General features: G+C 66.1%; 19 protein-coding genes. 12 read left to right on the forward strand and 7 right to left on the reverse strand.

Going from position 1 to position 24,466, the window contains the following annotated elements; genetic code table 11:
• Positions 1 to 11 precede the first annotated feature (11 nt).
• Positions 12 to 1,730, reverse strand: coding sequence for an MFS transporter (locus AAFP30_RS07905; protein ID WP_419229321.1), 1,719 nt, complete (start codon positions 1,728 to 1,730; stop codon positions 12 to 14).
• Positions 1,727 to 2,161, reverse strand: coding sequence for a MarR family winged helix-turn-helix transcriptional regulator (locus tag AAFP30_RS07910; protein ID WP_419229322.1), 435 nt, complete (start codon positions 2,159 to 2,161; stop codon positions 1,727 to 1,729). The genes AAFP30_RS07905 and AAFP30_RS07910 overlap by 4 nt, the downstream gene beginning before the upstream one ends.
• Positions 2,162 to 2,318: 157 nt before the next feature.
• Between AAFP30_RS07910 and AAFP30_RS07915 the strand changes: the two genes are divergently transcribed.
• The 3 genes from AAFP30_RS07915 to AAFP30_RS07925 all read left to right on the forward strand — a co-directional run bounded on the left by AAFP30_RS07915 (position 2,319) and on the right by AAFP30_RS07925 (position 6,289).
• Complete coding sequence (locus AAFP30_RS07915; RefSeq protein WP_419229323.1) at positions 2,319 to 2,726, forward strand: excalibur calcium-binding domain-containing protein; 408 nt, start codon at positions 2,319 to 2,321, stop codon at positions 2,724 to 2,726.
• A gap of 219 nt (positions 2,727 to 2,945) precedes the next feature.
• Positions 2,946 to 4,574, forward strand: a complete 1,629-nt coding sequence (locus AAFP30_RS07920; RefSeq protein WP_419229324.1) for an FMN-binding glutamate synthase family protein — start codon at positions 2,946 to 2,948, stop codon at positions 4,572 to 4,574.
• Positions 4,571 to 6,289, forward strand: a complete 1,719-nt coding sequence (locus AAFP30_RS07925) for a thiamine pyrophosphate-dependent enzyme (RefSeq protein WP_419229325.1) — start codon at positions 4,571 to 4,573, stop codon at positions 6,287 to 6,289. Before AAFP30_RS07920 ends, AAFP30_RS07925 begins: the two co-directional genes overlap by 4 nt.
• Before the next feature lie 12 nt (positions 6,290 to 6,301).
• On the opposite strand, the gene AAFP30_RS07930 is transcribed toward AAFP30_RS07925, so the two are convergent.
• The 4 genes from AAFP30_RS07930 to AAFP30_RS07945 are packed head-to-tail and all read right to left on the reverse strand — an operon-like array spanning position 6,302 to position 11,041.
• On the reverse strand, positions 6,302 to 8,935 hold the full coding sequence (locus tag AAFP30_RS07930; RefSeq protein WP_419229326.1) for an MFS transporter: 2,634 nt from the start codon (positions 8,933 to 8,935) through the stop codon (positions 6,302 to 6,304).
• A gap of 33 nt (positions 8,936 to 8,968) precedes the next feature.
• Positions 8,969 to 9,778, reverse strand: a complete 810-nt coding sequence (locus AAFP30_RS07935) for a YceI family protein (protein ID WP_419229327.1) — start codon at positions 9,776 to 9,778, stop codon at positions 8,969 to 8,971.
• Positions 9,775 to 10,554: a carboxypeptidase regulatory-like domain-containing protein gene (locus AAFP30_RS07940; RefSeq protein ID WP_419229328.1), complete on the reverse strand. Its 780-nt coding sequence runs from the start codon at positions 10,552 to 10,554 to the stop codon at positions 9,775 to 9,777. The genes AAFP30_RS07935 and AAFP30_RS07940 overlap by 4 nt, the downstream gene beginning before the upstream one ends.
• Positions 10,547 to 11,041, reverse strand: a complete 495-nt coding sequence (locus tag AAFP30_RS07945) for a MarR family winged helix-turn-helix transcriptional regulator (RefSeq protein ID WP_419229330.1) — start codon at positions 11,039 to 11,041, stop codon at positions 10,547 to 10,549. The genes AAFP30_RS07940 and AAFP30_RS07945 overlap by 8 nt, the downstream gene beginning before the upstream one ends.
• A 409-nt stretch (positions 11,042 to 11,450) precedes the next feature.
• Here AAFP30_RS07945 and AAFP30_RS07950 point away from each other — a divergent pair, with 409 nt between their 5' ends.
• From AAFP30_RS07950 to ppk2, 6 genes are all read left to right on the forward strand, one after another.
• Entirely contained in the window at positions 11,451 to 12,719 is a 1,269-nt protein-coding gene (locus AAFP30_RS07950) for an ABC transporter substrate-binding protein (RefSeq protein WP_419229331.1), read from the forward strand.
• A 130-nt stretch (positions 12,720 to 12,849) separates the two neighbouring features.
• Complete coding sequence (locus tag AAFP30_RS07955) at positions 12,850 to 14,856, forward strand: ABC transporter permease (protein WP_419229332.1); 2,007 nt, start codon at positions 12,850 to 12,852, stop codon at positions 14,854 to 14,856.
• Positions 14,849 to 15,631: an ABC transporter ATP-binding protein gene (locus AAFP30_RS07960; RefSeq protein WP_419229333.1), complete on the forward strand. Its 783-nt coding sequence runs from the start codon at positions 14,849 to 14,851 to the stop codon at positions 15,629 to 15,631. The genes AAFP30_RS07955 and AAFP30_RS07960 overlap by 8 nt, the downstream gene beginning before the upstream one ends.
• Before the next feature lies 1 nt (position 15,632).
• Positions 15,633 to 16,367 (forward strand): ABC transporter ATP-binding protein, encoded by a 735-nt coding sequence (locus tag AAFP30_RS07965; RefSeq protein ID WP_419229335.1) that lies wholly within the window; start codon positions 15,633 to 15,635, stop codon positions 16,365 to 16,367.
• 34 nt (positions 16,368 to 16,401) lie between these two features.
• Entirely contained in the window at positions 16,402 to 17,073 is a 672-nt protein-coding gene (locus tag AAFP30_RS07970; RefSeq protein ID WP_419229336.1) for a TetR/AcrR family transcriptional regulator, read from the forward strand.
• Between the two features lie 18 nt (positions 17,074 to 17,091).
• Positions 17,092 to 17,946: a polyphosphate kinase 2 gene (gene ppk2 / locus AAFP30_RS07975; protein WP_419229337.1), complete on the forward strand. Its 855-nt coding sequence runs from the start codon at positions 17,092 to 17,094 to the stop codon at positions 17,944 to 17,946.
• Here ppk2 and AAFP30_RS07980 read toward each other — a convergent pair.
• Positions 17,940 to 19,220: a M20 metallopeptidase family protein gene (locus AAFP30_RS07980; protein WP_419229338.1), complete on the reverse strand. Its 1,281-nt coding sequence runs from the start codon at positions 19,218 to 19,220 to the stop codon at positions 17,940 to 17,942. The genes ppk2 and AAFP30_RS07980 overlap by 7 nt on opposite strands.
• Positions 19,221 to 19,326: 106 nt before the next feature.
• Between AAFP30_RS07980 and AAFP30_RS07985 the strand changes: the two genes are divergently transcribed.
• Genes AAFP30_RS07985 through AAFP30_RS07995 form a run of 3 tightly spaced genes read left to right on the forward strand, consistent with a single transcriptional unit; the run spans position 19,327 to position 24,460 of the window.
• Positions 19,327 to 21,549 carry a glycerol-3-phosphate 1-O-acyltransferase gene (locus AAFP30_RS07985; RefSeq protein ID WP_419229473.1) on the forward strand — a complete coding sequence of 741 codons (2,223 nt, stop codon included), beginning with the start codon at positions 19,327 to 19,329 and terminating at the stop codon, positions 21,547 to 21,549.
• Positions 21,546 to 23,027 carry an HAD-IB family hydrolase gene (locus tag AAFP30_RS07990; protein WP_419229339.1) on the forward strand — a complete coding sequence of 494 codons (1,482 nt, stop codon included), beginning with the start codon at positions 21,546 to 21,548 and terminating at the stop codon, positions 23,025 to 23,027. The genes AAFP30_RS07985 and AAFP30_RS07990 overlap by 4 nt, the downstream gene beginning before the upstream one ends.
• Positions 23,024 to 24,460 carry a wax ester/triacylglycerol synthase domain-containing protein gene (locus tag AAFP30_RS07995; RefSeq protein WP_419229340.1) on the forward strand — a complete coding sequence of 479 codons (1,437 nt, stop codon included), beginning with the start codon at positions 23,024 to 23,026 and terminating at the stop codon, positions 24,458 to 24,460. The genes AAFP30_RS07990 and AAFP30_RS07995 overlap by 4 nt, the downstream gene beginning before the upstream one ends.
• Positions 24,461 to 24,466 lie beyond the last annotated feature (6 nt).

Consider the following 24,466-nt stretch of genomic DNA (forward strand, 5'->3'; position numbering starts at 1 on the left):
TAGCGCCGGCCTCACTTGGCGGCGAGAGGCTCAACGGCGGTTCGCGGCCCTCGCAACGCCGACGCCACCGCCGCACACAGCGACAACCCGATCGACACCGCGAACACCACGACGAGTCCGTCATGGAACGGCCCGGACAGCAACTGCGGGAAGAAGCTGTGACCGGTCAACGTGGCCTGCTGGGCGTCGGTGAGCGTGGGCAGCACCCCGGTCCCGGCCAGCAGATGCTCTATCGGGTTGACGCCCAGGATCGCGGAGAACAACGACGCGACGGGTGGCAGGTTCGCGACATCGCCGGCCAGCGACGCCGGAACACCCTGCCCCTGCAGCCCCGCCGACATCGCCGACGGCAGGTGCTCCGACAACCCGACGATCATCAGCGAGAAGAACACACCGATCGAGAGGGCGGTGCCGGTGTTCTGGAAGGTGGCACGCATGCCGGAAGCCACTCCGCGATAGCGAGCGGGCACGCTGCTCATGATCGACGACGTGTTCGGTGCCGCGAACATGCCCGTGCCCACCCCGTTCAACGCGATCAGGATGGCGAAAGCCCAGTACGGGAAGGTGATCGGCAGGAACAGCAGGCCGACGAAACTCGACCCGAACACGATCATGCCCATCGTCGCGAACCCGCGGGCACCGAACCGATCCGACATGGCACCGGTGAGCGGACCGGAGACGAAGAAGCCGAGGGTCAACGGCAGCAGGAAGATTCCGGCCCACAGTGGGGTGTCCTCGTAGTTGTAGCCGTGCAGCGGCAACCAGATGCCCTGCAACCAGATGATGAGGATGAACTGCAGTCCGCCCTGCGCCAGCGACGCGCACAGGGCCGCGATGTTGCCGGCGGTGAATGCACGAATCCGGAAGAGCCCCAGTTCGATCATCGGTTCCGCGACATGTTTCTCGATGAAGACGAACGCGACCAGCAGACCCGCGCCGACAGCGAGCAGGGTGATGACCTTCGGGTTGCTCCAGCCCATGGTGTGTCCGCCGTAGGGCTGCAGGCCGATGGTGATGGCGATGAGGATCGCCGAGAGCCCGATGGCGAAACTCCCGTTGCCCCACCAGTCGATTCGGCCGGGGTGGCGTTCACCGTTGTCGCGGAGTTTGCGGTAGGCCCATACTGTGAAGAACAGGCCGACGGGGACGTTCACCCAGAACACTGCTCGCCAGTCCCACGCGGCGAGCAGGCCGCCGAGGACGAGACCGGTGAGCTGACCCGCAAGGGCGGCAACCTGATTGAGGCCCAACGCGAATCCCCGGCGTTCGGCGGGAAAGGCGTCGGTGAGGATGGCTGCGGAGTTGCCGGTGAGCATCGATCCGCCGAGCGCCTGCAGTATGCGCCAGCCGATCAACCACACTGCCGCGGCCGATGCGTGAAAGGGATCGAACGACAACAGGATCGACGCGATGGTGAACACCACGAACCCCAAGTTGTAGATCCGGACGCGCCCGAACATGTCACCGAGTCGGCCGAGCGTGGTGACCGCGACTGCCTGGACGAGGCGGTACCCCATGATCATCCACAGCAGGAAGCCGATGTTCTCCGGCGCGAGCGGATCGAGGCCGATGCCGCGGAAGATCGCCGGCAGCGAGATGATCACGATCGACCCGTCCAGCGCTGACATGAACACCGCTGCGGTGGTGTTGGACAACGCGACCCAGCGGTACCGGTCGTCCTTCGGCGGTGGTGGCGTGCTCTCGATCCCGTCGATCTGTCGTGTGCTCACAGTGCGCTCCCCAGGCGGTCGAGTAGTGGCAGGGCAGCCGCGACGACTCCGATCTCTTCGTCGGTGAGCGTCTCCGACATGGCGTCGGCGATGGCGCGGGTGCGGTGGTTGCGTCGATCGGTCAGCGCGTCGGCGCCGGCACCGGTCAGACTCAGCAGCATGCGCCGACCGTCGCTCGGGTCGGCTGCGCGTTCAAGAAATCCGCGTCCCTGCAGTGCGGCAACGGTGACGCCCATGGACTGCGGGGTGACCTGCTCGAGGCGGGCGAGTTCTGCCGACGTCGTAGGACCGCAGCGGTCGAGCCGCGCGAGGACCGCGGTCTCCGGCACGCTCGGATCGTCGGCGTTGCGGTGCTGCCGAAGACGACGTACCAGGGTGCCGACGGTGATACGCAGGTGCGACGCGACGTCGAGGGCATCGGGCTGGGACATATGATCAACCTACACTTATCAGTCTTGGTTGATAAAGTACCGCAATTCGGTCAAACGGCACTTCATGATGCACAATCCTGGATGCCGGATCGTTCACGAGGCGGTGATCGATCGAGTTCGGTCGGGGCGGCGTACACATGACGACGATGGAGTGAATGTGAAGAAGATTCGGCTTGTCGGCGCGATTGCTGCCGGTGGTCTGTTCGCGGGATCGCTGGCCGTGGCACCCGCCGCGATGGCGGCCCCGCAGGCAACACCGGTGGCGTATTACTCGAACTGCTCCGAGGCGCGTGACGCCGGGGTCGCCCCGCTGTATCGCGGTCAGGACGGTTACCGATCGAAGCTCGATCGCGACGGCGACGGCATTGCGTGCGAGTCGGGCTCCGGGTCGCGCCAGCAGCCGGCGCCGCCGCAGACCCGGCCGGCGCCGCATCCTGAGCAGAAGCCGCAACCCAAGCCGAAGCCGCAACCCAAGCCGCAATCCAAGCCGAAGCCCAAGCCCAAGCCCAAGCCGCAGCCCAAGCCGCAGCCGCAGCCGTGGGGATCGCTCGACTTCGGGTCCTGATCATCGGCCGCTGCCGGGCTACGACGCCCGGTCCGACCTGAACCGCAGTAGGGGCGGGTTCTCGCAAGCACGGTAGGCGCGAGAACCCGCCCCTGCTGTGTCTGGACCCGTACACTCGACACAGAGGCAGCCTCCTTCATTCGCCGATCGAGCCCGTGTCGGCGCCCCGCAATCACGCATATATCCCGATGTCCGGGTTGTCGTGAAGAGGAGGTTTGCGTGTTTCGAATAGTGGGCGTGGCTGCCCTCGCCGTGCTCGCGGTGGTCACGATCTGTCTCGTTGTCATCGGTTCCTGGTGGTGGCTCGTGGCGGCCGTGGTCGCGACGGTGGCGGCCGCAGTGGGTGTGTACGACCTCCTTCAGCGGCGCCACTCGGTGCTCCGCAACTACCCGGTGTTGGGGCACATGCGGTTTCTGCTCGAGGCAATACGTCCCGAACTGCAGCAGTACTTCATCGAGCGCAACTTCGACGGCCGGCCGTACGATCGCGATGTCCGGTCCCTGATCTACGAACGCGCGAAAGGTACTGCCGCCGAACTCTCTTTCGGCACCGAACGGGACATCGACGCGCCAGGCTACGAATACCTGGTGCACTCGACGGCCCCGGTCGACCCGCCCGACGAGCCGCACCGGGTCCGCGTGGGCGGTCCGCATTGCACCCAACCGTATGACATGGCGCTGTTGAACGTGTCGTCCATGAGTTTCGGGGCACTCTCGGCAAATGCGTTGCGCGCTTTGAACAATGGTGCCCGCAAAGGTGGCTTCGCCCACGACACGGGCGAAGGCGGTTTGACTCCGTACCACCTCGGCGGTGCCGACGTGATCTGGGAGATCGGTTCCGGCTACTTCGGAACCCGCACCGACGACGGGCACTTCGACCCCGAACAATTTGCCGAGAAAGCGTCCGATGAGCGGGTCAAGTGCATCTCGATCAAGCTCAGTCAGGGTGCGAAGCCGGGTATCGGCGGGGTGCTGCCCGCCGCCAAGGTCAGCGACGAGATCGCGAAGTACCGGGGTGTGCCGGCCGGCGAGAAATGTGTGAGTCCGGCCAGTCATTCGGCGTTCTCCACGCCTCGGGAACTGGTGGGATTCGTCGCGCGACTGCGGGAACTCGCGCAGGGAAAGCCGATCGGATTCAAGCTGTGTGTCGGGTCTCGGGTGGATGTCCTCGCCATCTGTAAGGCCATGGTCGCCGAGGACATCACCCCGGACTTCATCATCGTCGACGGCGCCGAGGGTGGAACCGCTGCTGCGCCACTCGAATACGAGGACCACGTGGGTCTGCCGCTGACCGATGGTCTGATGACCGTGCACAACGCTCTCGTCGGAACCGGGCTGCGGGACCGGATTCGTATCGGCGCGAGTGGCAAGGTGGCGTCGGGCAATGACATCGTGAAGCGGCTGATCCAGGGTGCGGACTACACCAACGCCGCACGCGCCATGATGATGTCGGTCGGCTGCATCCAGTCCCAGCGCTGCCACACCAACAAGTGTCCGGTCGGCGTGGCGACGCAGGACCCGAAGCGGGCGCGTGCCCTCGACGTCGAGGACAAAAGCGAGCGCGCCTATCGCTACCAGAAGGCGACCGTCGATCAGGCCATGCGACTGATGGCGTCGATGGGGGTCACCGATCCCGCCCAGCTGTCGCCGCACCTGCTGCGCAAACGTGTGTCAGCCACCGAACAGCTTTCCTACGCCGAACTATTCGAGTGGCTCTCCGACGGGCAGCTGCTCACCGAACCGCCCGACTCGTGGCGGGCCGACTGGAACCTGGCGGACCCGGATTCCTTCTCGCCGGCCGGATTCAACGCCCGGCACCACTCTGCTGAGAGGACTTCAACACGATGACCACCGTCGCCGAAACCATCGTTTCCGCACTTGCCGACCTCGGCGTCCGGCAGGTGTGGGGAGTCGTGGGAGACGCCCTCAACCCGATCACCGACGCCATCCGCACCGACGATCGGATCGAGTGGATCGGCGTCCGCCACGAGGAGGCTGCGGCCTTCGCTGCGGGCGCGCAGGCACAACTCACCGACTCGCTGGGCGTCTGCATGGGCACCGTGGGACCCGGATCCGTGCATCTGCTCAACGGGCTCTACGACGCGAAGAAATCCCATGCGCCGGTGCTCGCGATCTGCGGGCAGGTACCGACCTCGGATGTGGGCAGCAACTTCTTCCAGGAAGTCGACAACGACGCCGTATTCGCGGATGTCTCCGTGTTTCGCGCCACCGTCACCGCCGGCTCCCAGATGCCGTTTCTGCTCGAACAGGCGGTCAACTCCGCCCTCGCCCGACGCGGCGTCGCAGTGCTGACCGTGCCCGGTGACGTGGGTGAGCTCGACGTCGACCAGAGCTCGACGAATTTCGTTGCACCGCTGCGTCGTACCGTTGCTGCCCGCTCGGACATCGAGACTGCGGCGGCAGCGTTGAACAGCGGGGGCAAGGTCACCATGCTCGTCGGCCACGGTGCCCGAGCGGCACGAGACGAGGTGCTCGCGGTCGCGGAAACCCTCGGCGCACCGATAGTGCTGACGCTCAAGGCCAAAGAGGGGCTCGAGCAGGACAACCCCTACCAACTCGGTCAGACCGGCCTCATCGGCAATCCGGCCGCGCACGCTGCACTGCACAGTGCGGATACCTTGTTGTTGGTGGGCACCGACTTTCCCTACCGGGACTGGCTGCCCCAGGACAAGCAGGTCATTCAACTCGACGAACGGCCCGAACACATCGGCCGGCGCGCGATGGTCGCCCACGGTCTGGTCGGGCACGCGAAAGAGACCCTTGCCCAGCTGGTTCCGCTGCTCGAGCGCCGTGCGGACACTGGCCATCTCACCGGGCACCGCAAGGAATACGAGGTGTGGCAGGCCGCCCAGCGCCGTCTCGTCGATCCCGATCACGACACCAAGCTGGTCGGTCGGCTGCGCAAGCACCTGGACAATCCGGACGAGTTGATCCGACCCGAACTGGTTGCCGCAGCGGTCGATTCGGCCGCAACCGACGACGCGATCTTCACCACCGACACCGGCATGTCGACGGTGTGGCTGTCCCGATTCGTCGAGATGCGCGGTCAGCGACGGCTTCTCGGGTCCTTTAATCTCGGATCGATGGCCAACGCGATGCCGCAAGCGCTCGGGGCGCAGGCGCTCGACCGCGACCGCCAGGTGATCGCCTTCTGCGGTGACGGCGGACTGATGATGCTGCTCGGCGATCTACGAACCGCGGTGACCTACCGGCTGCCGGTGACCTTCGTGGTGTTCAACAACGGTCGTCTGGGCATGGTCAAGCTGGAACAGGAGCAGAGCGGGCTGCCCGAGTTCGGTACGGAACTCGACAATCCCGATCTCTCCGCGGTGGCGACGGCGCTGGGACTGCAGGCGATCACCGTGACCCGACCCGGTGATGTTCCCGACGCCGTCGCCGTCGCGCTGGCGCATGACGGCCCCTACCTGCTGGATCTGCGGACCAACCCCGACGAGATCTCGGTGCCGCCCCGCCCGACGGTCTCGCAGGGCTGGGGGTTTGCCATCGCGAAGATGAAAGAAACCCTCAGCAGCCGCGAGTGACCGCCGCACGGCTCACGACGTCGCGGCCCGCAGCCCGACATCCACAGTGTTGCGGGCGCCGGCCAGCACCGTCACCGGCAACGCGGCCGGCTCATACATGTTGGCCACGATGGTGAACTCCGCATCGGTGAGACCCTCGATCCGATAGCGGCCGTCCTCGTCGGTGGTCACCGACGCGACGATGGTGCGCTCCGGCCCGATCGCGGACACCGTGGCACCGGCAAGCGGGGTGCCGTCGACGGTGCGCACCGTCCCCTGTACACCGCCGGTGGCCAGTAGCACGATCTCGATGTCGGCGGGTGCGCCACTCCGCGTTGCGTCCATGCTGACGAGTTGACTCGTCGGCTGGTAGCCGGGTGCCGAGGCCGTCACGGCCACCGTGTCACCGTCGGTGAGGCCGGCAATCGCGAAGCGGCCCGCCGAGTCGGCGTGCGCCCGGGTGATGACCGCCCCCGATTGGTCGGTGACCACGAGATTGGCGGCAATGGGCCGCTGCGCGTCGCGGACCGTGCCGCGCAGCGCGGCGCCCCCCGCCAGGACGAAGTCGCGGCGGAACACCAGGTCACCGGCCACCGACACGGTCAGCGCCCGCGGTGTGCGGCCGGGTGCCGTCGCGATGACGGTGAAGGTGCCGTCCGGCAGATCGTGCACCGCGTACGACCCGTCGGTGTGCACCACCGTTGAGCCTGTCTGGTGGCCTCGCAGATCGGTGACGGTGATGGCCGAATTCGGCAGAGATGAGCCATCTTCGGCCACCACCCGGCCGGCCACCCGCGGACGATCCGAGTCGGTCACCGTGTCGTCCGCCGCCAGTCGATGCCGCGGACCGGTGGACGGCCGCGACTCGTCGATCAACTCGCTCGGCGTCGCCACCCCGGCATCGGCGGCGACCGCCGCCAGCTCGGCCCCGAGCGGCTCAGCCGCAACGTGCGCGGACTTCTTGTCGCCGGTGAACAGTGAGAACACCGCACCGAGCAGGCAGCAGATCAGCGCGAAGGTGAAGCAGGCGGTCAGACCGTCGGAGAACGGGTCGGAGATCAGGTGCGGGAAGAAGTCCAACCCGGTCAAGTGGTCGACGCTGGCTTGCGGCAGTCCTGAGGCGTGTCCGGCCAGCAGTTGCTGGATCGGGTTGTAGCCCAGGAACGCGGCGAACAGGATGCCGACAGTCGGCAGGTGCGCCAACGCATTTGCCTGCTCGGACGGAAGTCCGTTGCTGGTCAAACCGCTGAACATTGCATCGGGCAGGTGCGACGAGAGTCCGGCGATCATCAGCGAGAAGAACAGGCCGATGGAGAGCACCATGGCGGCGTTCTGGAATGTCGTCATCATGCCCGCACCCGATCCGCGAGACGTGATCGGCAGGCTGTTCATCACCTCGGCGCGGTTCGGCGAGGCGAACAGGCCCATGCCGATGCCGTTGATCAACATGACGATCGCGAACACCGGGTAGGCGAAGTTGACGGGCATGGCGATCAGGGCGGCAAAGGTGCCGGCGGTGATCACCATGCCGGTGGTGGTGAACCATTTGGTGCCGAGCTTGTCCGAGAGCGCGCCGGAGACCGGTGCGGACAGCAGGAAGCCGATGGTCATGGGGACCATGTAGATGCCGGCCCACAGTGGGGTGCGGGAGTAGTCGTAGCCGTGCTGGGGCAGCCAGATGCCCTGCAACCAGATGATCAGGATGAACTGCAGACCGCCGCGGCCGATGGAGGCCATCAGGTTGGCGGCGTTGCCGAAGGCAAACGACCGGTTGCGGAACAGGGACAGTTCGAACAGCGGGCTGTCGACCTTGGTCTCGATGTAGACGAAGATGGCCAGCATGATGACGCCGCCGATGAGGCCGGTCAGCACCCAGGGATTGGTCCAGCCCATGTTCGAATCTCCATACGGCTGAATGCCATACGTGATCGCAATCAGGATCGCGATCAGTCCCACCGCGAACGTCAGGTTGCCCCACCAGTCCATCTTCGCGTCGCGCCGCTCGCTCAGATCATGCAGCTTCAAGTAGGCCCAGATGGTGCCGATGACCCCGAACGGAACTGAGACCAAGAAGATGTAGTGCCACTGGATGGGGGCGAGGATGCCGCCGATGAGGAGGCCGAGGAAGGAGCCGGCGATGGCGGCGACGCCGTTGATGCCCATGGCCAGGCCACGTTGGTTGGCGGGGAAGGCGTCGGTGAGGATGGCCGAACTGTTGGCCATGAGGAAGGCGCCGCCGACGCCCTGGATGATGCGCCAGACGATGAGCCAGATGGCGGCGGCGGGTCCGTCGAACCAGGTGATGGCCAGGAAGATCGACGACACGGTGAACACGGCGAAGCCCATGTTGTACATGCGGGCGCGGCCGTACATGTCGCCGAGGCGGCCGAAGGAGACAACGAGGACCGCGGTGACGACGAGGAAGCCCATCATCATCCAGAGCAGGTAGCTGGTGTTCTGGGGTTCGAGCGGGTTGAGGTTGATGCCCTTGAAGATGTCGGGCAGGGCGATCAGCACGATCGAGGAGTTGATGGTGGCGATCAGCATGCCCAACGTGGTGTTGGACAAGGCAATCCACTTGTAGCTCGATCCGAGCTCGTCGATCGATTTGTGCCGCGAGCTGCGTGGCGGAGCGCTACTCGCTTCGGTCACTGCGTGATTCGACATGCGTCAGCCTTTCAGGTCAGTAGGTCGGAGAAGTCAGTTGTCGGTGCGGACGGCCTGGATGTCCAGGGACACCGTGGCCGTCCCGCCGATCTGGGCGACACCGGTCAGCAGCTTGTCGTCGAAGCTGATCCCGAAGTCGTTACGGCGCAACGTCCCGGTTGCGCGGAATCCGGCGCGCCGCTGACCCCACGGGTCATCGACCTCGCCGAGATAGGACAGGTCCAGGGTGACCGGCACAGCGGTCCCGCGGAGCGTCAATGTGCCGGGTAGGGTCCAGGATTCGCCCGTCGCCGGGGTCACCCGCGCCGCACGGAACTCGGCGATCGGGTGCTGCTCGACGTCGAAGAACGCACTCGAGCGCAGGTGCTGATCCCGCATCGAATTGTCGGTGTCGATGCTCGCCGTCTTGATCTCGGCCACCACCGACGACAGCTCGATGTCGTCGGTGACCTCGAGGCATCCCGAGAAGTCGGCGAAACGCCCACGGATGGTGGCGATTCCGAGGTGCCGCACGCTGATCTCGATCGCCGAGTGCCCGGCGTCGATCTCCCAGCGGCCGGGTGTGGGAACCGGTGCGCCACCCGCCCGCGACAGGGTGATCTCACCCAGGCCGATCGATCCGGCCCCGGTGAGCACCGCGACCCGCGCGCTCGGCTGATAGCCCTCCGACGTCGTGACGACCGTGTATGTGCCGCTGGGGAGTTCGCCGACCGTGACGGTCCCTTCGACGTCGGCGCGGACAACCGCGCACTGTTCGCCGGTCTGCGACATCACCGTGGTCACCGCGCCGTCGAGTGCTCGTCCACCGGACGTGGTGACGCGTGCCGTGATCGTTCCGCTCATGCCTGCCCCCTTGCCCCGAGAACGAATTCGTGTGTGGTCACGCGGCCGGCGACGACGTCGATCGTCGCGGCCACGGGTGCATAGCCGTTGGCGATGACCGTGTAATCGCCCGGCGTGAGATTGGCGAACAAGTAGCTACCGCGCTCGTCGGTGACGGTGCTCGCCGCCATCTCGCCCTGATCGTTGAGCAGAGCGATCTGACTGTGGGTCACCGGATCACCGCCGCCGTGGTGGCCATCGGTCACCACCCCGCCGAGTTCGGCCGCCGTGGTCAACACGACATCGACTGTGCTGCGGGAGGTTCCGCTGGTCGTCACGGTCTCGGCGACCGGATCGCAGCCCGCCGCGGTGACGATCACGGTGTAACTGCCATCGGACAGTCCGGCGACGTTCCATCGACCATCTGCGCCGCTGGCGGCATTGGCGACGACGTGACCGGTGCGGTCGGCGACCGTGACGGTCGCCTTGGAGACGGGCTCGCCGGTGGCCGACGTGGTGACGAGGCCGCTGAGCGTGGCCATCGAGGTGAGCACCACCTCGGCGTCGACCGGCGCGGCGCCGACGGTCACCGTCACCGCCGCGGGTTCATGATCGGCTGCCGAGGCGACGAGCACGTAATGCCCGTCGGCGGCGACCTCGATCACGAACGCTCCGCCGGCGTCGCCGGTCGTCCGGGCGGCCTGGTGCCCGCTCGGGTCGATCACGGTCACCGTGGCGTCGGCGATCGGCTGGCCGTCGGATCGGCGGACCTCGCCGCGGATCACTCCATTACGCATCAGGTTCCTCCTTGCTGGATCGAGTCGGGCTGGGATCGAGTTGGCAGAGGGTGTCGGCGAGTAGCCGTACCGATCGCTGCACGGCGTCGCGTTCGGACGAGTCGAGATGATCGAGCGCCTGATCGAACACGTCGGCCTTGCGGGACGACGAACCGCGCAGGTAGGCGAGACCGTCGTCGCTGGGCTTGAGTAGACATGCCCGCCCGTCGTGCGGATCGGTCGCGCGTTCGACCATCGCGTTCTTCTCCAGCGATGCGACGACCCGCGACATCGTCGGTCCGGCAACACCTTCCCGCTCGGCGAGGTCGCTGGCCCGGATAGGTGCGTGCTCGGCGATGGTCCACAGCGCGGAGAGCTGACCCTCGGGCAGGCTCTGCTCACCCGACCGTGCGCGCACCACGCGTCCGATCCGGATCAGGTCCCGGTGGACCGTGGCGGCACGGCTCGGCGTCGCCGGTGTCCGCTCGGTCGTGGTTCTGGTCAACATCCGCCCCCTTTACGGAAAAGTTGATTAGTGCAACGAAAACAACTTCTTTGCCAGGCTAAGTGTGTGGAGGCCTGATGTGGGCATCGGCGGCATGTGAGATGGCCAACATTTTCATCGAAAACCTATGTAAATCAGGCTAATTCGGACATACGCGACAGAGGGTGGTTGCCTGGAATTGGACATCTGACCCACCGGGAACCGGGTGCATCGTTCGCGCGCAACTGATTTGGTGTCCTAAGAACAGCTTGACAGGCCTGTAAGGCTTCGACTACTTTTCGAGTGGCGTAAGTCACATGTCGGACTTGCGCCGATCGTTCGCCACCCGGTGACCGGTCGAGGATCTCCGTGACCACGCAGCCCGACCCGGGCTGATTCTGTCGTGCTCAAATCGGTGGAAGGCGAAATGCGAATGCGAAGAAGAACCGGCCGAATTGTTGCGGCGGCCATCGCCGCGACCTGTGCATTCTCGGTGGTGTCCTGTAGCAGCGACGACAGCAGCTCGGGATCGGGTGCCGACTCGAGCGCCGCCGAGGAGAGCGGAGTCAAGGCGACCGGCGACCCGGTCAAGGTCGGACTCTTCAATCCGTCGAAGGGGCCCGCCACCCAGGGCGGCGTCACCTCCGGACGCGATGCCGCCGTCAACTACATCAACAACCAACTCGGCGGCATCAACGGCCGGCCCATCGAAGTCGTCGACTGCGGCATCGATCAGACGGCCCCAGAATCCACCATCTCGTGTGCCAACCAGTTCGTGCAAGCCGGTGTGGTGGCCGCGATCGACGGATACGACTCCGAATCGCAGTCTGCGGTGCCGATTCTGACGTCGGCGAAAATCCCGCTGGTGGGCCAGATCCCGTTCAACACCGCCACCGGCGCCTCGGCCGACAACCGGGTGTATTTCGGCCCGCCGCCGGCGGCCTTCCTCGTCGGCTTCATGCAGACCCTCAAGCAGCAGGGCAAGACGTCGCTGACGCTCGCCAATGCCGATCTGCCGCAGGCGCATCAGGTCTTCGACGGACTGCTCGCCCCGCTCGGCAAGCAGCTCGGCATCGACGTCAAGAGTGTCTACTATCCACCGGCCGGACCCAACTTCACCGCTCTGGCAACAACTCTCGCCGAGGGAAATCCGGACGCAGCCGGCCTGATGACCTCCGCCAATGACAACACCTGCACCAAGCTGGCGCAGTCGCTGCGTTCGGTGGGCTACAAGGGCACGATGTTCATGGCGGCTTGCACCGAGTTCATCGACACCATGGGCTCCCAGGCTGTCGGCGCGGAGACCTACTCGCCGGGATGGCAACCGCCGGCGATTGAATCGGCTCCGGAGCCGGCGAAGAGCAACTTGAAGGTCGCGCAGAAGTACATCGACGAGGCGGGCGGTACCGGTGGCTTCTATGCCTACGGCACGTTCTCGATCCTGACCGACTTCGTCAACGGCCTCAACCAGGCGAAGGTAACCGACTTCACCGGACCCAACGTGCTCACCGCGCTCAAGGGACTCAGTGGATTCCAGAGTTTCCTCGGCCCGCAGCTCACCTGCGGGAAGCCCACCACCCCGAACTGCACCACCGAGATGTTGCTGTTCGAGGTGACCTCCGACAAGACCACCAAGCCGGTGGGCGATGGGTTCATCACACCGAGTCCGGAAGTGCTCAAGGCCATCCCGGGCGCCGCATAGCGTGACGCGGTTACATCCCTGAGCTCGCGGTGGCCGGCCGGATCCCGATCCGACCGGCCACCGCCCGATCTCTCCTTTCCGTCGTCCGCCATCGCGCCGACCGCGATCGCCTCGTGATTGGGTCCCGAATATGGGTCAGTTCCTGCAATTCGTCTTTCTCGGTTTGTCGACCGGCGCGGTCTACGCGGTCCTCGCGTCCTCGCTCGTCGCCGTTCACGCGGCCACCGGCATCATCAACTTCGCCCAGGGCGCCATCGGGTTGTGGGCCGTGTATGTCGTTGCGGCCCTGCGGACCGACGGCACCCTGGTGCTACCGATCGGGTCGATACCGCTCGGCAGTGAAGCCCACCCCACCCCGATGGTGTTGGCCATTGTCATCGGTGTGGTCTACGCGGTGATCTGGTCGCTCGCCGCGCACCTGCTCGTCTTTCGGCCGCTACGTCGGGCGCCGGTCCTCGCCCAGGTGGTGGCCTCCGTCGGCCTGATGCTGTTCGTGCAGGCACTCGTCCAATTGCGTTTCGACACAGAGAATCTCTTTGCTCTCGCGATTCTGCCGGACACCACGATCGACTTCGCCGGAGCGGTCATCAACGTCTCCGACCTGATCCTCGCGGGCGTCGCCATCCTGATCGCGGTCATGTTCTGGGCCTACTTCCGGTTGACGACGCTGGGTGTGGCCACCCGCGCCGGGTCCGAGGACGAACTGGCCGCGCGCCTCACCGGTTACTCGCCCGACCGCCTCGCCGCGATCGTCTGGGCGCTGACCGGCGCGGCCACCGGACTGATCGTCATCCTGGCCGCCTTCACTATCGGACTCAACGTCACCAGCTACACCTTCTACGTCATCCCGGCGCTCGCGGTGGCCCTCGTCGGACGTCTCTCGTCCTTCGGAATCGCCTGTGCCGCAGGTTTGGTACTTGGATCGTTCCAGGCGGTGATCACCTGGCTGACCACCAAGGACTGGTGGCCGGAGTGGGCGCAGGCCGGACTCGGCGACGCGCTGCCGTTCCTCATCGTGGTCATCGCACTGTTCGCGTTCGGCGGCCGTATCCCGTCCCGGGGTTCGCTCGGTGAGGTGAAGATGCCGGAGGTGCGCATCCCCCGGCTGCGGGTGGTCCCGATCGTGGCTGTCCTTGCAGTGGTGGTCGCTGCCATCGTATTCACCTCGGGGACCTGGCGATTCGGCGTCGTCACCTCGATCATCCTCTCGCTCATCGCGCTGTCGCTGGTCCTGCTGACCGGTTACCTCGGCCAGATCTCGCTGGCGTCCATGGCCTTTGCCGGTACCGCCGGTTTCGCGCTGTCGAAACTCACGGTCAACTGGCATATCCCGTTCCCGTTCAGCATCTTCTTTGCCGCACTGATCGCCACCTTCCTCGGCATCCTGGTCGGCGTGCCCGCGTTGCGGATACGTGGCGCGCAACTCGCGGTGGTCACCCTGGCGGCCGCGGTGGCGATTCAGAGTTTCGTGTTCGCCAATCCCGAGATCACCGCCTTCGAAGGCAATCTCATCGAGGACCCCACCCTGTTCGGTCTCGACCTCGGGGTTCGTGACGGTACCAACCTGGTGACCCTCCGATTCGCCATCATGGTGCTGGTGGTGGTCGTCATCGCCACGCTCGCGGTCATGCGGTTCATGGCCGGATCGACCGGACGATCGTTCCTCGCCGTTCGGTCCAACGAACGCGCTGCCGCCTCGGTCGGTATCAACGTCGCCTCCACCAAACTGCTCGGCTTCGCGCTGTCGGCGTTCCTCGCGGGGATCGGTGGATGCCTGATCGGCTACAGCCGCGGTCAACTCTCGGCAGGCTCGTTCACCGTGATGATCGGACTCACCCTGCTCGCGATGACCTACGTAGGCGGAATCACCTCGGTCGCAGGCGCTTTCCTCGCCGGCGTCATCGGACCCCTCGGCGTCGGCTATGTGTTCCTCAACCAGACCCTCAACCTCGGCGAGTACTACGACCTGATCGCCGCCGGTGGGCTGCTGCTGATGGCGGTGATGAACCCCGTCGGCGTCACCGGCGCGGTCTCCGAACTCGTCGACAAGATCCGCTCCCATCGAGCGGACCCGCCCGACCAGCAGGCTGAACCGGGTATCGCGCAATCGAATTCGGAGACCAGCGCCCATGTCTGAGAACGTCGCACTCCTCCTGCAAACCCACGGACTCTCGGTCCGCTACGGCGGTGTCACCGCCAACGCGGACATCGACATCGCGGTCGGCGCCGGCGAGATCGTCGGCCTGATCGGCCCCAACGGTGCCGGCAAGACCACGTTCGTCGACGCGGTCACCGGCTTCACCCGTTCGTCCGGGCAGGTCCTGCTCGACGGTGCGCGAGTCGACCGCAAGAGCCCGCACCGCCTCCGCAACGCCGGGATGGCCCGTACGTGGCAGGCGGGAGAGCTGTTCGCCGACTTGACAATTGCACAGAATCTGGCGGTCGCGGTGCAGCGCGTCGGGCTGCGGGCCCTGTTCTTCGACGTGTTCACCGGCTCACCGCCGCCGGCCGGAGTGGTCGAGGACGCGCTGGCGAAGGTCGGATTGACCGACGTCGCCGACCGACGCCCCGGCGAACTCACCCTCGGGCAACAGAAACTCGCCGGTGTCGCGCGGGCGCTGGTCGGCGGCACCCGGGTGGTACTCCTCGATGAGCCTGCAGCCGGTCTCGACACCCACGAAAGTCGGGAATTCGGCGGGGAATTGCGGCGAATCGCCGCCGATGGGATCGGCATCCTGCTGATCGACCACGACATGTCGCTCGTGCTCGACGTCTGCGACCGGCTCTATGTCCTGGACTTCGGCAAGGTCATCGCCGCCGGGTCGCCGGCCGAGATCCAGGACGATCCGGCAGTCATCGCCGCCTATCTCGGCAGCGCCGAAGTCCAGGCCGACGCAGTGGAGAAGGGCTGACATGACCACCACACCCGACACCTCGGTTCTCTCGATCGACGACATCACCGTCGGCTACGGCGGGGTTCCCGCGGTCCGCAACTTCTCCGCCTCGGTCCGGGCCGGCGAAATCCTCGCCCTTCTCGGTCCGAACGGCGCAGGCAAGACCACCACACTGTTGGCCGCCGTCGGTGCGTTACCGCTCATGTCCGGCACGGTCACCGCGCTCGGCGAACCGATCGACGGCCGCGTAGAACGCAACGCGCGCCGCGGCATCACCCTCGTGCCGGACAACCGGGGTGTGTTCCACCGACTGTCGGTCGCCGACAACCTGCGGCTGGCCAAACGCAAGGGCGGCGGCAGCATCGACTCCGTCTACGACCACTTCCCCCGGCTCCGCGATCTCCGGAGCCGCCGCTGTGGCAACCTGTCCGGCGGAGAACAGCAGATGCTGGCGCTGGCCAAGGCCCTGCTCACCCGACCGTCGGTGCTGCTGATCGACGAACTCAGTCTGGGCTTGTCCCCGATCGCGGTCCAGGATCTGCTGCCGCGCCTGCGGGCCATCGCCGACGACCAGCAGATGGCCGTTGTCCTGGTGGAACAACACATCGACCTGGCACTCGGCATCGCCGACACGGCCATCGTCCTGCACCACGGCCGCGTCGCACTGACCGGCTCGGCGCGCGAACTGCGGGACCGGCGCGATACCGTCGAGGATGCCTACTTCGGCCGGATCGGGCACCTGTCCGAGTCGTAGACCCATGCCGTAGCGCGACACCGGAGGAGACAGCGTGGCCAAGTCCGGAGCAGCCGACCCCAGTGGGCGACGCAAACGCAAGCTCAATACGCGCAACCGGCCGACCGACGCCGAGTTGCTCGACGCCGCGCGGGCCGTCGTCGCCGAACAGGGCGGCGAGCGCGTGACGATGGACATGATCGCCGAGCACGCCGGCACCACCCGGGTGACCCTGTACGCACACTTCGGTTCCCGGGATGAGCTGTTGGAGCGGGTCATCGTGCGGGAACTCGACGAGTTCGCCGCGTGGATGTTCGCCGCCTACGACGAAGGTCTCGACATGCCGTTCGGCGCACGCGCCCGTCATTCGGTGGAAGCGACCTTCGAATACGCCCGCCGGAATCCGGAAGGGCTGCGGGTCCTGCTGGCGCACCGGCAGGAAGCCGAGGATCCCGGCCGCCGGCTCTACGCCACGCTCGAGCCGCGCGTGGCGGCCCGCCTGCGGGAGAACTATGCGACGCGGGGCGCGAACATCGCGGCGAGCGCCGATACCCTGGCGTCACTGATGATCGGGATGAGCCTGGATATCGCCTACCGCGCACTGATCGTCGATGGTGCGGACATCGACGCGGCCTGCGATCTCGCGGTGACCGCGACACTGGCGGTGCTCCGCGACGTCCGACCCGAACAACTGTTGGCCATCGATGCGTCCCTGACCCGACCGTGACTGGCGTAAAGTCGGTGCGTGGGCAAGAAATCCAAGAAGTCGCACGGTAAGCACTCGAAGCAGCAGAAGCGTGCCTCGGTCGAGACCGATTCCGCGCCAAAGCCGTTGATGAAGAACAAAGAATACCGCAAGGAACTCAAGGGCCTGCACGCCGAACTCGTCGCGATGCAGGAGTGGGTGCGCTCCACCGGGGCCAAGATCGTCGTGGTGTTCGAAGGCCGCGACACTGCCGGCAAGGGCGGGGTGATCAAGGCGCTCACTGAACGCGTGAGCCCCCGGGTGTTCCGGGTCGTCGCGCTGCCCACGCCGACCGAGCGGCAGAAGTCGCAGATGTTCCTGCAGCGCTACGTGGAGCACTTCCCGGCGGGCGGCGAAGTGATCATCTTCGACCGCAGTTGGTACAACCGTACCGGTGTGGAACGGGTCATGGGCTTCTGCACCGAGGAGCAGGCGAAGCAATTCCTCAGCGATGCACCGGAGTTCGAGCGGGCGATGGTGCGGTCCGGGATCATCCTCATCAAGTACTGGCTCGAGGTCAGCGAGGACCAGCAGACCGCACGGCTCGAGAGCAGGCTCACCGACCCGCGCAAGTACTGGAAGCTCTCGCCGATGGACGTCGAATCCTACGCCCGCTGGGACGATTACACCGATGCCCGCGACGACATGTTCCGCTACACCGACACCGGTTGGGCACCGTGGCACATCGCGCACAACGACGACAAGAAACGCGGACGGCTCAACATCATTCGGCACTTACTCGACCAGGTGCCGTACACCCCGCTCGCGGCACCCGACATCACCCTCCCCAAGCGCAAGGTCAGCCCCGACCACGAGCCCGATTCCTCGATCACCCGGGTGCCGGAACGCTACTGACCGGCGGTCAGATGCTCGAAGGCGACGTGCGCAAAGATGCGCAGGTAGTCGCGTAGCGCTTCGTCGTCGGCGTAGAAGCCGGGGTTGTGGTTCATCGCCATGCCCCGGCCACCCTCCTCGGGTGCGATGTCGGTGGCGGTGAACACGGTGTCCTGTACGCCGTAGGTGAAGTACGCACCACCGAAATCCCGGACGAACACCGACATGTCGTCGTAGCCGAGCGCGGCCGGTGCGTCGACGACCCGCTCGGCACCGACGACACGTTCGATCATCGGGCGGATCTCCTCGACCCATTCGGGGGTGTTGGTCACCGGCGGCACATCCTGGAGGAACTCGACGGTCGCGGTGGCTCCGAACGCCTCCGCCGTGTTCTCCACCAGCCGGCGTAGATGGTTCTGCACCACCGACATGTCCCCGGCATCCAGGCAGCGGATGGTGCCCCACATCGTCACCGTCGCGCCGATGATGTTGAACCGACCCACATCCTCCAGATGCCCGAAGGACACGGTGATGGCGTTGGTCGCCGGCACCTGCCGGTAGAGCTGAGCACTGCCGGAGATGATCTGTGCGGCAACCGGATACGGGTCGACGCCATACCACGGCGTGGACCCGTGTACCTGCTTGCCCTCGACGGTCACCTTCACCAGGCAGGACGCCGCGAACGCGTTGCCGACGTGGACCCCGACGGTGCCCTTCGGGAACGGCGTCACGTGCATGCCGAACACCATCGACGGCGTCGACGACGCGAAGATCCCGGTGTCGACCATGGCCTGCGCACCACCGGTCTCGTCGACCGGCGGTCCCTCCTCGGCCGGCTGGAAGATGAACATCACCGAACCGGGCAGGTCGTCGCGCACCGACGCGAGGACCCGGGCGGCGGCGAGCACCGTGGCGGTGTGGCAGTCGTGACCGCAGGCGTGCGCGACCGGGTACGGACCGCCCGGATAGTCCTCGTCGACGACTGTCGACGCGAACGGCACCCCGGAGACCTCCTTCACCGGCAGGCCGTCGGTGTCGGCGCGCAGCGCGGCCATCCGGTCGCCGTCCCGGCCACCGCGCAGGATCGCGACCACCCCGTGCCCGGCGATGCCCTGATGGATCTCGTCGACGCCGGCGGCGGTGAGTCGTTCGACGATGAAGGTCTCGGTGTTGACCTCGCGGTTGGACAGTTCCGGATTCGCGTGCAGGTGGTGGCGCCATTCGACAAGGTCGGTGAAGATCTCACCGACGGCATCATCGATGGCGGCTCTGGTGCGATCGGCGTCTGCGCTCATATCGCGATCGTATTGGGTCCGGATCGGCGAACCCGGCATTTTCATCGTCGTCCCGCGCGACAATGGCCCTTGCAGACAGGAGAGGTGGTACGGCGTGGGTGACTCGATGGTGCTGGCCGAAGTGCGCACAGCATGTGAACTGCAGGCGGTCACGGAGTGGGCGGCGCAGGCGCATCCGACGGCGACGGTACGTCCCGTCAACGAACTCGCCGCCGACGACCTCCATGTCGAGACCGAACTGATCCCGGCGCGGGTGGTGTGGCTGCCGCCGATGCGCAAGGGTGAGCGCCGGGTATCGCTGGCCGACGTGCTGGTGCTGTCCAATCCGCGCCGTCCACCGGCGTGGCGACAATCGTCGTTGAAGAAACGGTATCCGGACCGGGCGCGCGTGGTGGCCGGTGAGCCGGCGACGGTGGCCGATCTGCGGGAGCGGTTCGCCAAGGAGTTCGCCGAGGGCGAGCCGTTCAGCTCCTTCGTGGCGGTGCAGGCGTCGCTGTCGGCCGAGCGCGCCGAGCGGCAGATCGTCGGCGATCGCTATAAGGTGCCGCGGTTGGTGGCCGACCAGATCAGCTCGTCGGCGCGGTTCCAGACCAACGCCGCCAAGCTGGCCGCCGAACTCGGCCGGCCGGCTGCCGACGTGGTCGCCGACGCCACCGAGAAGATGTCGGCATTCGTCGCGACGCAGAGCCGCCTGATGGACGACGTGTTCACCTCCATCTTCAGCAACCTGCACGAACGCACCTGGTCGGTGTCGGTCGACCTCGACACGCTGGCCGATCTGCGGGAGAAGAACAAGTCCTGCAGCCTGGTCTTCCTGCCGTCGCACCGCTCTTACGTCGACCCGTTGGTGCTCGCGGAAGTGTTGCGGCATGAGAACTTTCCCCCGAACCTGGTGCTCGGCGGCAACAACCTCTCGTTCTGGCCGGTCGGTCCGATCGGACGTCGGGCAGGCATGATCTTCATCCGCCGCAAGTTCGGCAAGGACCCGGTCTACAAGTTCGCGATGCGGTCCTACCTGGCGTTCATCGTCGAGAAGCGATTCAACCTCGAGTGGTACATCGAGGGCGGACGGAGTCGGACGGGGAAGCTGCGCAAACCGATGCTCGGGCTGCTCGCCTACGTCGTCGACGCCCTCGACCAGGTCGATGAGGCCGATGTGTTGGTGGTACCCACCGCGATCGTCTACGACCAGTTGCAGGAGATCGGGGCGGTGGCCGCCGAGTTGGCGGGCGCGAAGAAGAAGCCCGAGGGAGTCAAGTGGTTGCTCAATTACGCTCGGCAGCAACGCGAATACATGGGTGAGGCGCGCGTCCGGTTCGGTGAACCGTTCTCGCTGCGCAAGTCCCTCGCCGATGCCGGCGAAGGGCGCTCGCGGCTGGAGAAGGTGGCGTTCAAGGTGATGGACGGCATCAACGACGCCACCCCGATCTCGGCGACGTCGCTCGCCGGATTTGCGTTGCTCGGCGCCCGGGACCGCGCGTACACGGCAACGGAGATCGAGGAGATCCTGGTGCCGCTGCTCGACTACATCGACCAGCGGCACCTACCCGGCCCCGATCGGGCGCTGTGTCAGGGCACCGGACTGCGAAACACGTTGCGCGTGTTGACCCAGGCCGGTGTGTTGTCGAAGTTCGACGGCGGCCCCGACACGGTCTGGTCGATCGCGCCGGGCAACCACACGATCGCCGCCTACTACCGCAACGGGGCACTGCATCACTTCGTCGATCGCTCCATCGTCGAACTCGCGATGCTGGCGGCCGCCGACGGGGATCTCGATGCTGTTGACGGCGACCTGTTCTCGGCCGCGCAACAGGAAGCGCTGCGTATCCGTGATCTGCTGAAGTTCGAGTTCTTCTTCCCGGCCAAGGATGAATTCCTCCACGACCTCGGCGCCGAGATCGATCTCCTCGACACGCAGTGGCGCGAGCTCACCGAACGCACCCCCGCGCGGATCGAACGCATCCTGCGCGAGCACGCCGGGGCACTGCTGGCGCGACGCACCTTGCAGCCGTTCTTCGACGCCCAGCTGGTGGTCGCCGAACGGCTCGTGAGTCTCGGTCCGTACGAACGGTCCAAGGACGACGTGCTCACCGACTGCCTCGGACTGGGGCAGCAGTTGGCGCTGCAAGGTTTTGTGCGGTCCCGTGATTCGGTGTCAAAAGAGTTGTACGACGCCGCCTATCAGCTCGCCGAGAACCGCGGCCTGATCGGCACCGACAACGAGGCCCTGGCCGGACGGCGGGCGTGGCTTGCAGAAATCGAGGTCATGCGAGAACGTTTGGCGCGCATCGCCTCTGTAGAGGCCGAGCATGCGGAGGCGATCGCATGAGCGCCTTCACCGACCGATTGCGGGACATCCGTTCGGCGCCCACCGGCAAGAAGGTCGGCGCGTTCTTCGACTACGACGGCACCCTCATCGACGGATTCTCGGCCAGTGCGATCGTCCGATCCCGGTTGCGCAGCATGGACTTCGGGATGGGCGAGCTGGCCGGCACCCTGCTCATCGCGCTGCGCGGCGTCGAGTCGGAGCAGGATTACGCCGAGGTACTCGAGGCCACCAAGCCTGTCTTCGCGGGCAAGCCGTACTCGGAGATGCTCGAGTTCGGCAACCGGCTCTTCAAGTACGAGACCGCGGCGAAACTGCGTCCGCAGATGTGGCAGATCATCCGCGCGCACAAGGAGATGGGGCATCGTATCGTGATCGCCTCGTCGGCCACACGATTCCAGATCGAGCCGATCGCCCGGGAGATCGAGGCCGATCACGCCCTGGCCACCGACGTGGAGGTCATCGACGGGATCATCACCGGCAAGGTCATCGGCCGTCCGCTGTGGGGACCCGGAAAGGCTGCCGCCGTAAGAACTTTGGCCCGCGAATACGAGATGGATCTCGATGCGTCTTTCGGCTACAGCGACGGCGACGAGGACATTCCGTACCTGGAGTCGGTCGGGCGGCCGGCGGCCGTGTCGCCGGGTCGGGTGATGCGAGCGGAAGCGCAGGCGCGGGGGTGGCCGATCATCGACCTGCGCAACCCGTCGGCCAATCCGCTCGTCAGCCTGGCCCGCACCGGAGCGTTCTATGGGTCGTTCATCGGTTCCGCCGCGGTCGGTGTGGCCGGCAGCGTGTTGACCCTCGACCCGAAATTCGCGGAAAAGGCACTGCCGGTCGGCAACGATCTGGGGCTCACCCTGGCGGGCGTCGAGGTCCGCGTGATCGACGGCGAGGAATACCTGACGTCGGCCCGGCCGTGCGTGTTCGTGTTCAATCACCAGTCGAAACTCGATATGCCCGTGCTGATCCGGCTGATACACCGGGACGCCACCGGCGTGGCGAAGAAGGAGATCAAGCGGGTTCCGGTGCTCGGCCAGATCCTCGACGCCGCCGGACTGGTCTTCATCGATCGGGCCAACACGGACAAGGCAATCGAGCAGATGGCACCCGCCGTGGACAAGCTGCGCAACGAAGGCATGTCGCTGGTGGTCGCGCCGGAGGGCACCCGTTCTCCGACCCCGCGGATCGCACAGTTCAAGAAGGGGCCCTTCCACATCGCGAGCCAGGCGGGGGTGCCGATCGTCCCCATCGTGCTGCGCAACACCGGCGAATTGATGTGGCGGGGAAGTCAACTGATCAAGCCCGGTACCGTCGAGGTCAAGGTGCTGCCACCGGTCGACACCTCCGGCTGGCAGGCCGACGAGATGGGCGAGCACGCCGAGGAGGTACGTCAGATGTTCATCACCACCCTGGCCGACTGGCCGGTGGAGTCCTTCGAGGACGGCCGCATGACCCGATCGACGGAGAACTGGATATGAGCACGGACAAGCCGCTGGACGTGGCCAACGATCCCTACATGAGCGCCGTCGACACCATCATGTGGCGCGGCGGGTTCGATCGACGACTCCGCAGCACCATCAGCGTGCTGGAAATCTATGACTGCGCACCGGATTGGGACCGGCTGATGGCCGCCCACGAGTGGGCGAGCCGGATGGCGCCACGCTTTCAGCAACGCGTCATCGACTCACCGTTCGGCACCGGTACGCCGAGTTGGGCGATCGATCCCGACTTCGACCTGCACTACCACGTCCGCCGGATACGGCTCGGTGGCGACGGATCGATGCGCGAACTGCTGGCCACGTGCGAGCAGATCGCGATGACCGCGCTCGATCCCGAACGCCCGCCGTGGGAGGGCACGCTCATCGAGGGACTGCCCGACGGCAAGGCCGCCTACTTCCTCAAGTCGCATCACGCCCTCACCGACGGCATGGCGGCGATCATGGTGCTGGCCCAACTACATTCGCGTACCCGCGAGCCGATGCCGGACAAGCCGCAGCCGCCCCGGCCCGCACCGGACCACATCTCGGCCATCGACACCCTCCGCCGGCAGGTGATCGACGAGGTCCAGAGCATTCCGGGCCAGGTCGACACCGCCTTCCGTGCGGTTCGGTCGCTGATCCATCCGAGGACTGCGCTGAGCCAGACGCTCCGCTACGGTCGATCGCTACCGCGGGTGGCGGGCTTGGTGAGCCCACCGGGATCGCCTCTGATGAAAGAGCGCAGTCTCTCATGGCGATTCAGCGCCTTCGAGGTACCGTTCACCGATCTCAAGGCCGCGGCCACCGCGATGCGGGCGTCGATCAACGACGTCTACCTGGGTGGGTTGATCGGCGGATTCCGGTTGTATCACGAGAAACTCGGCACCGAGATCGAGACCATGCCGGTGTGTATTCCGATTTCGGTCCGCAAACCCGATGATCCGGTGGGCGGCAACAGGATTGCGGTCGGACGACTGGCGGGGCCGATCGGCATCGCCGACCCGTTCGAGCGGGTGCTGACCGTGCGGGAGCAGGTCCGCGCCGCCCGAACCGAACCGGCCGTCGATGTCTTCAACACCCTCGGCCCGGTGCTCGCCTGGTTGCCCGGCCAGGTCATCGCCCAATTCAGCGGTGCCACAAGCCAAAACGATCTGCAGGCGAGCAACGTGCCGGGCATTCCGTGGGACACCTATGTGGCGGGGGCGAAGGTCGAGCGGATGTTCCCCTTCGGGCCGCTACCCGGCTGTGCCGTGATGGCCACGTTGATCACCCACAACGGGATTGCCTGCCTGGGCATCAATCACGATGCCGCGTCGATCACCGAGCCGGAGCTCTTCGCCGAATGCCTCGTCGACGGTTTCAACGAGGTGCTGGCGCTGGCCGCCGACGGCGGACCGGGCGTCGTCCCCGGCACGCTGAAGCGGTTGGGGTAGCGACCA

The sequence above is a fragment of the Gordonia sp. CPCC 205515 genome, from assembly GCF_048537925.1.
Taxonomy (GTDB): domain Bacteria; phylum Actinomycetota; class Actinomycetes; order Mycobacteriales; family Mycobacteriaceae; genus Gordonia.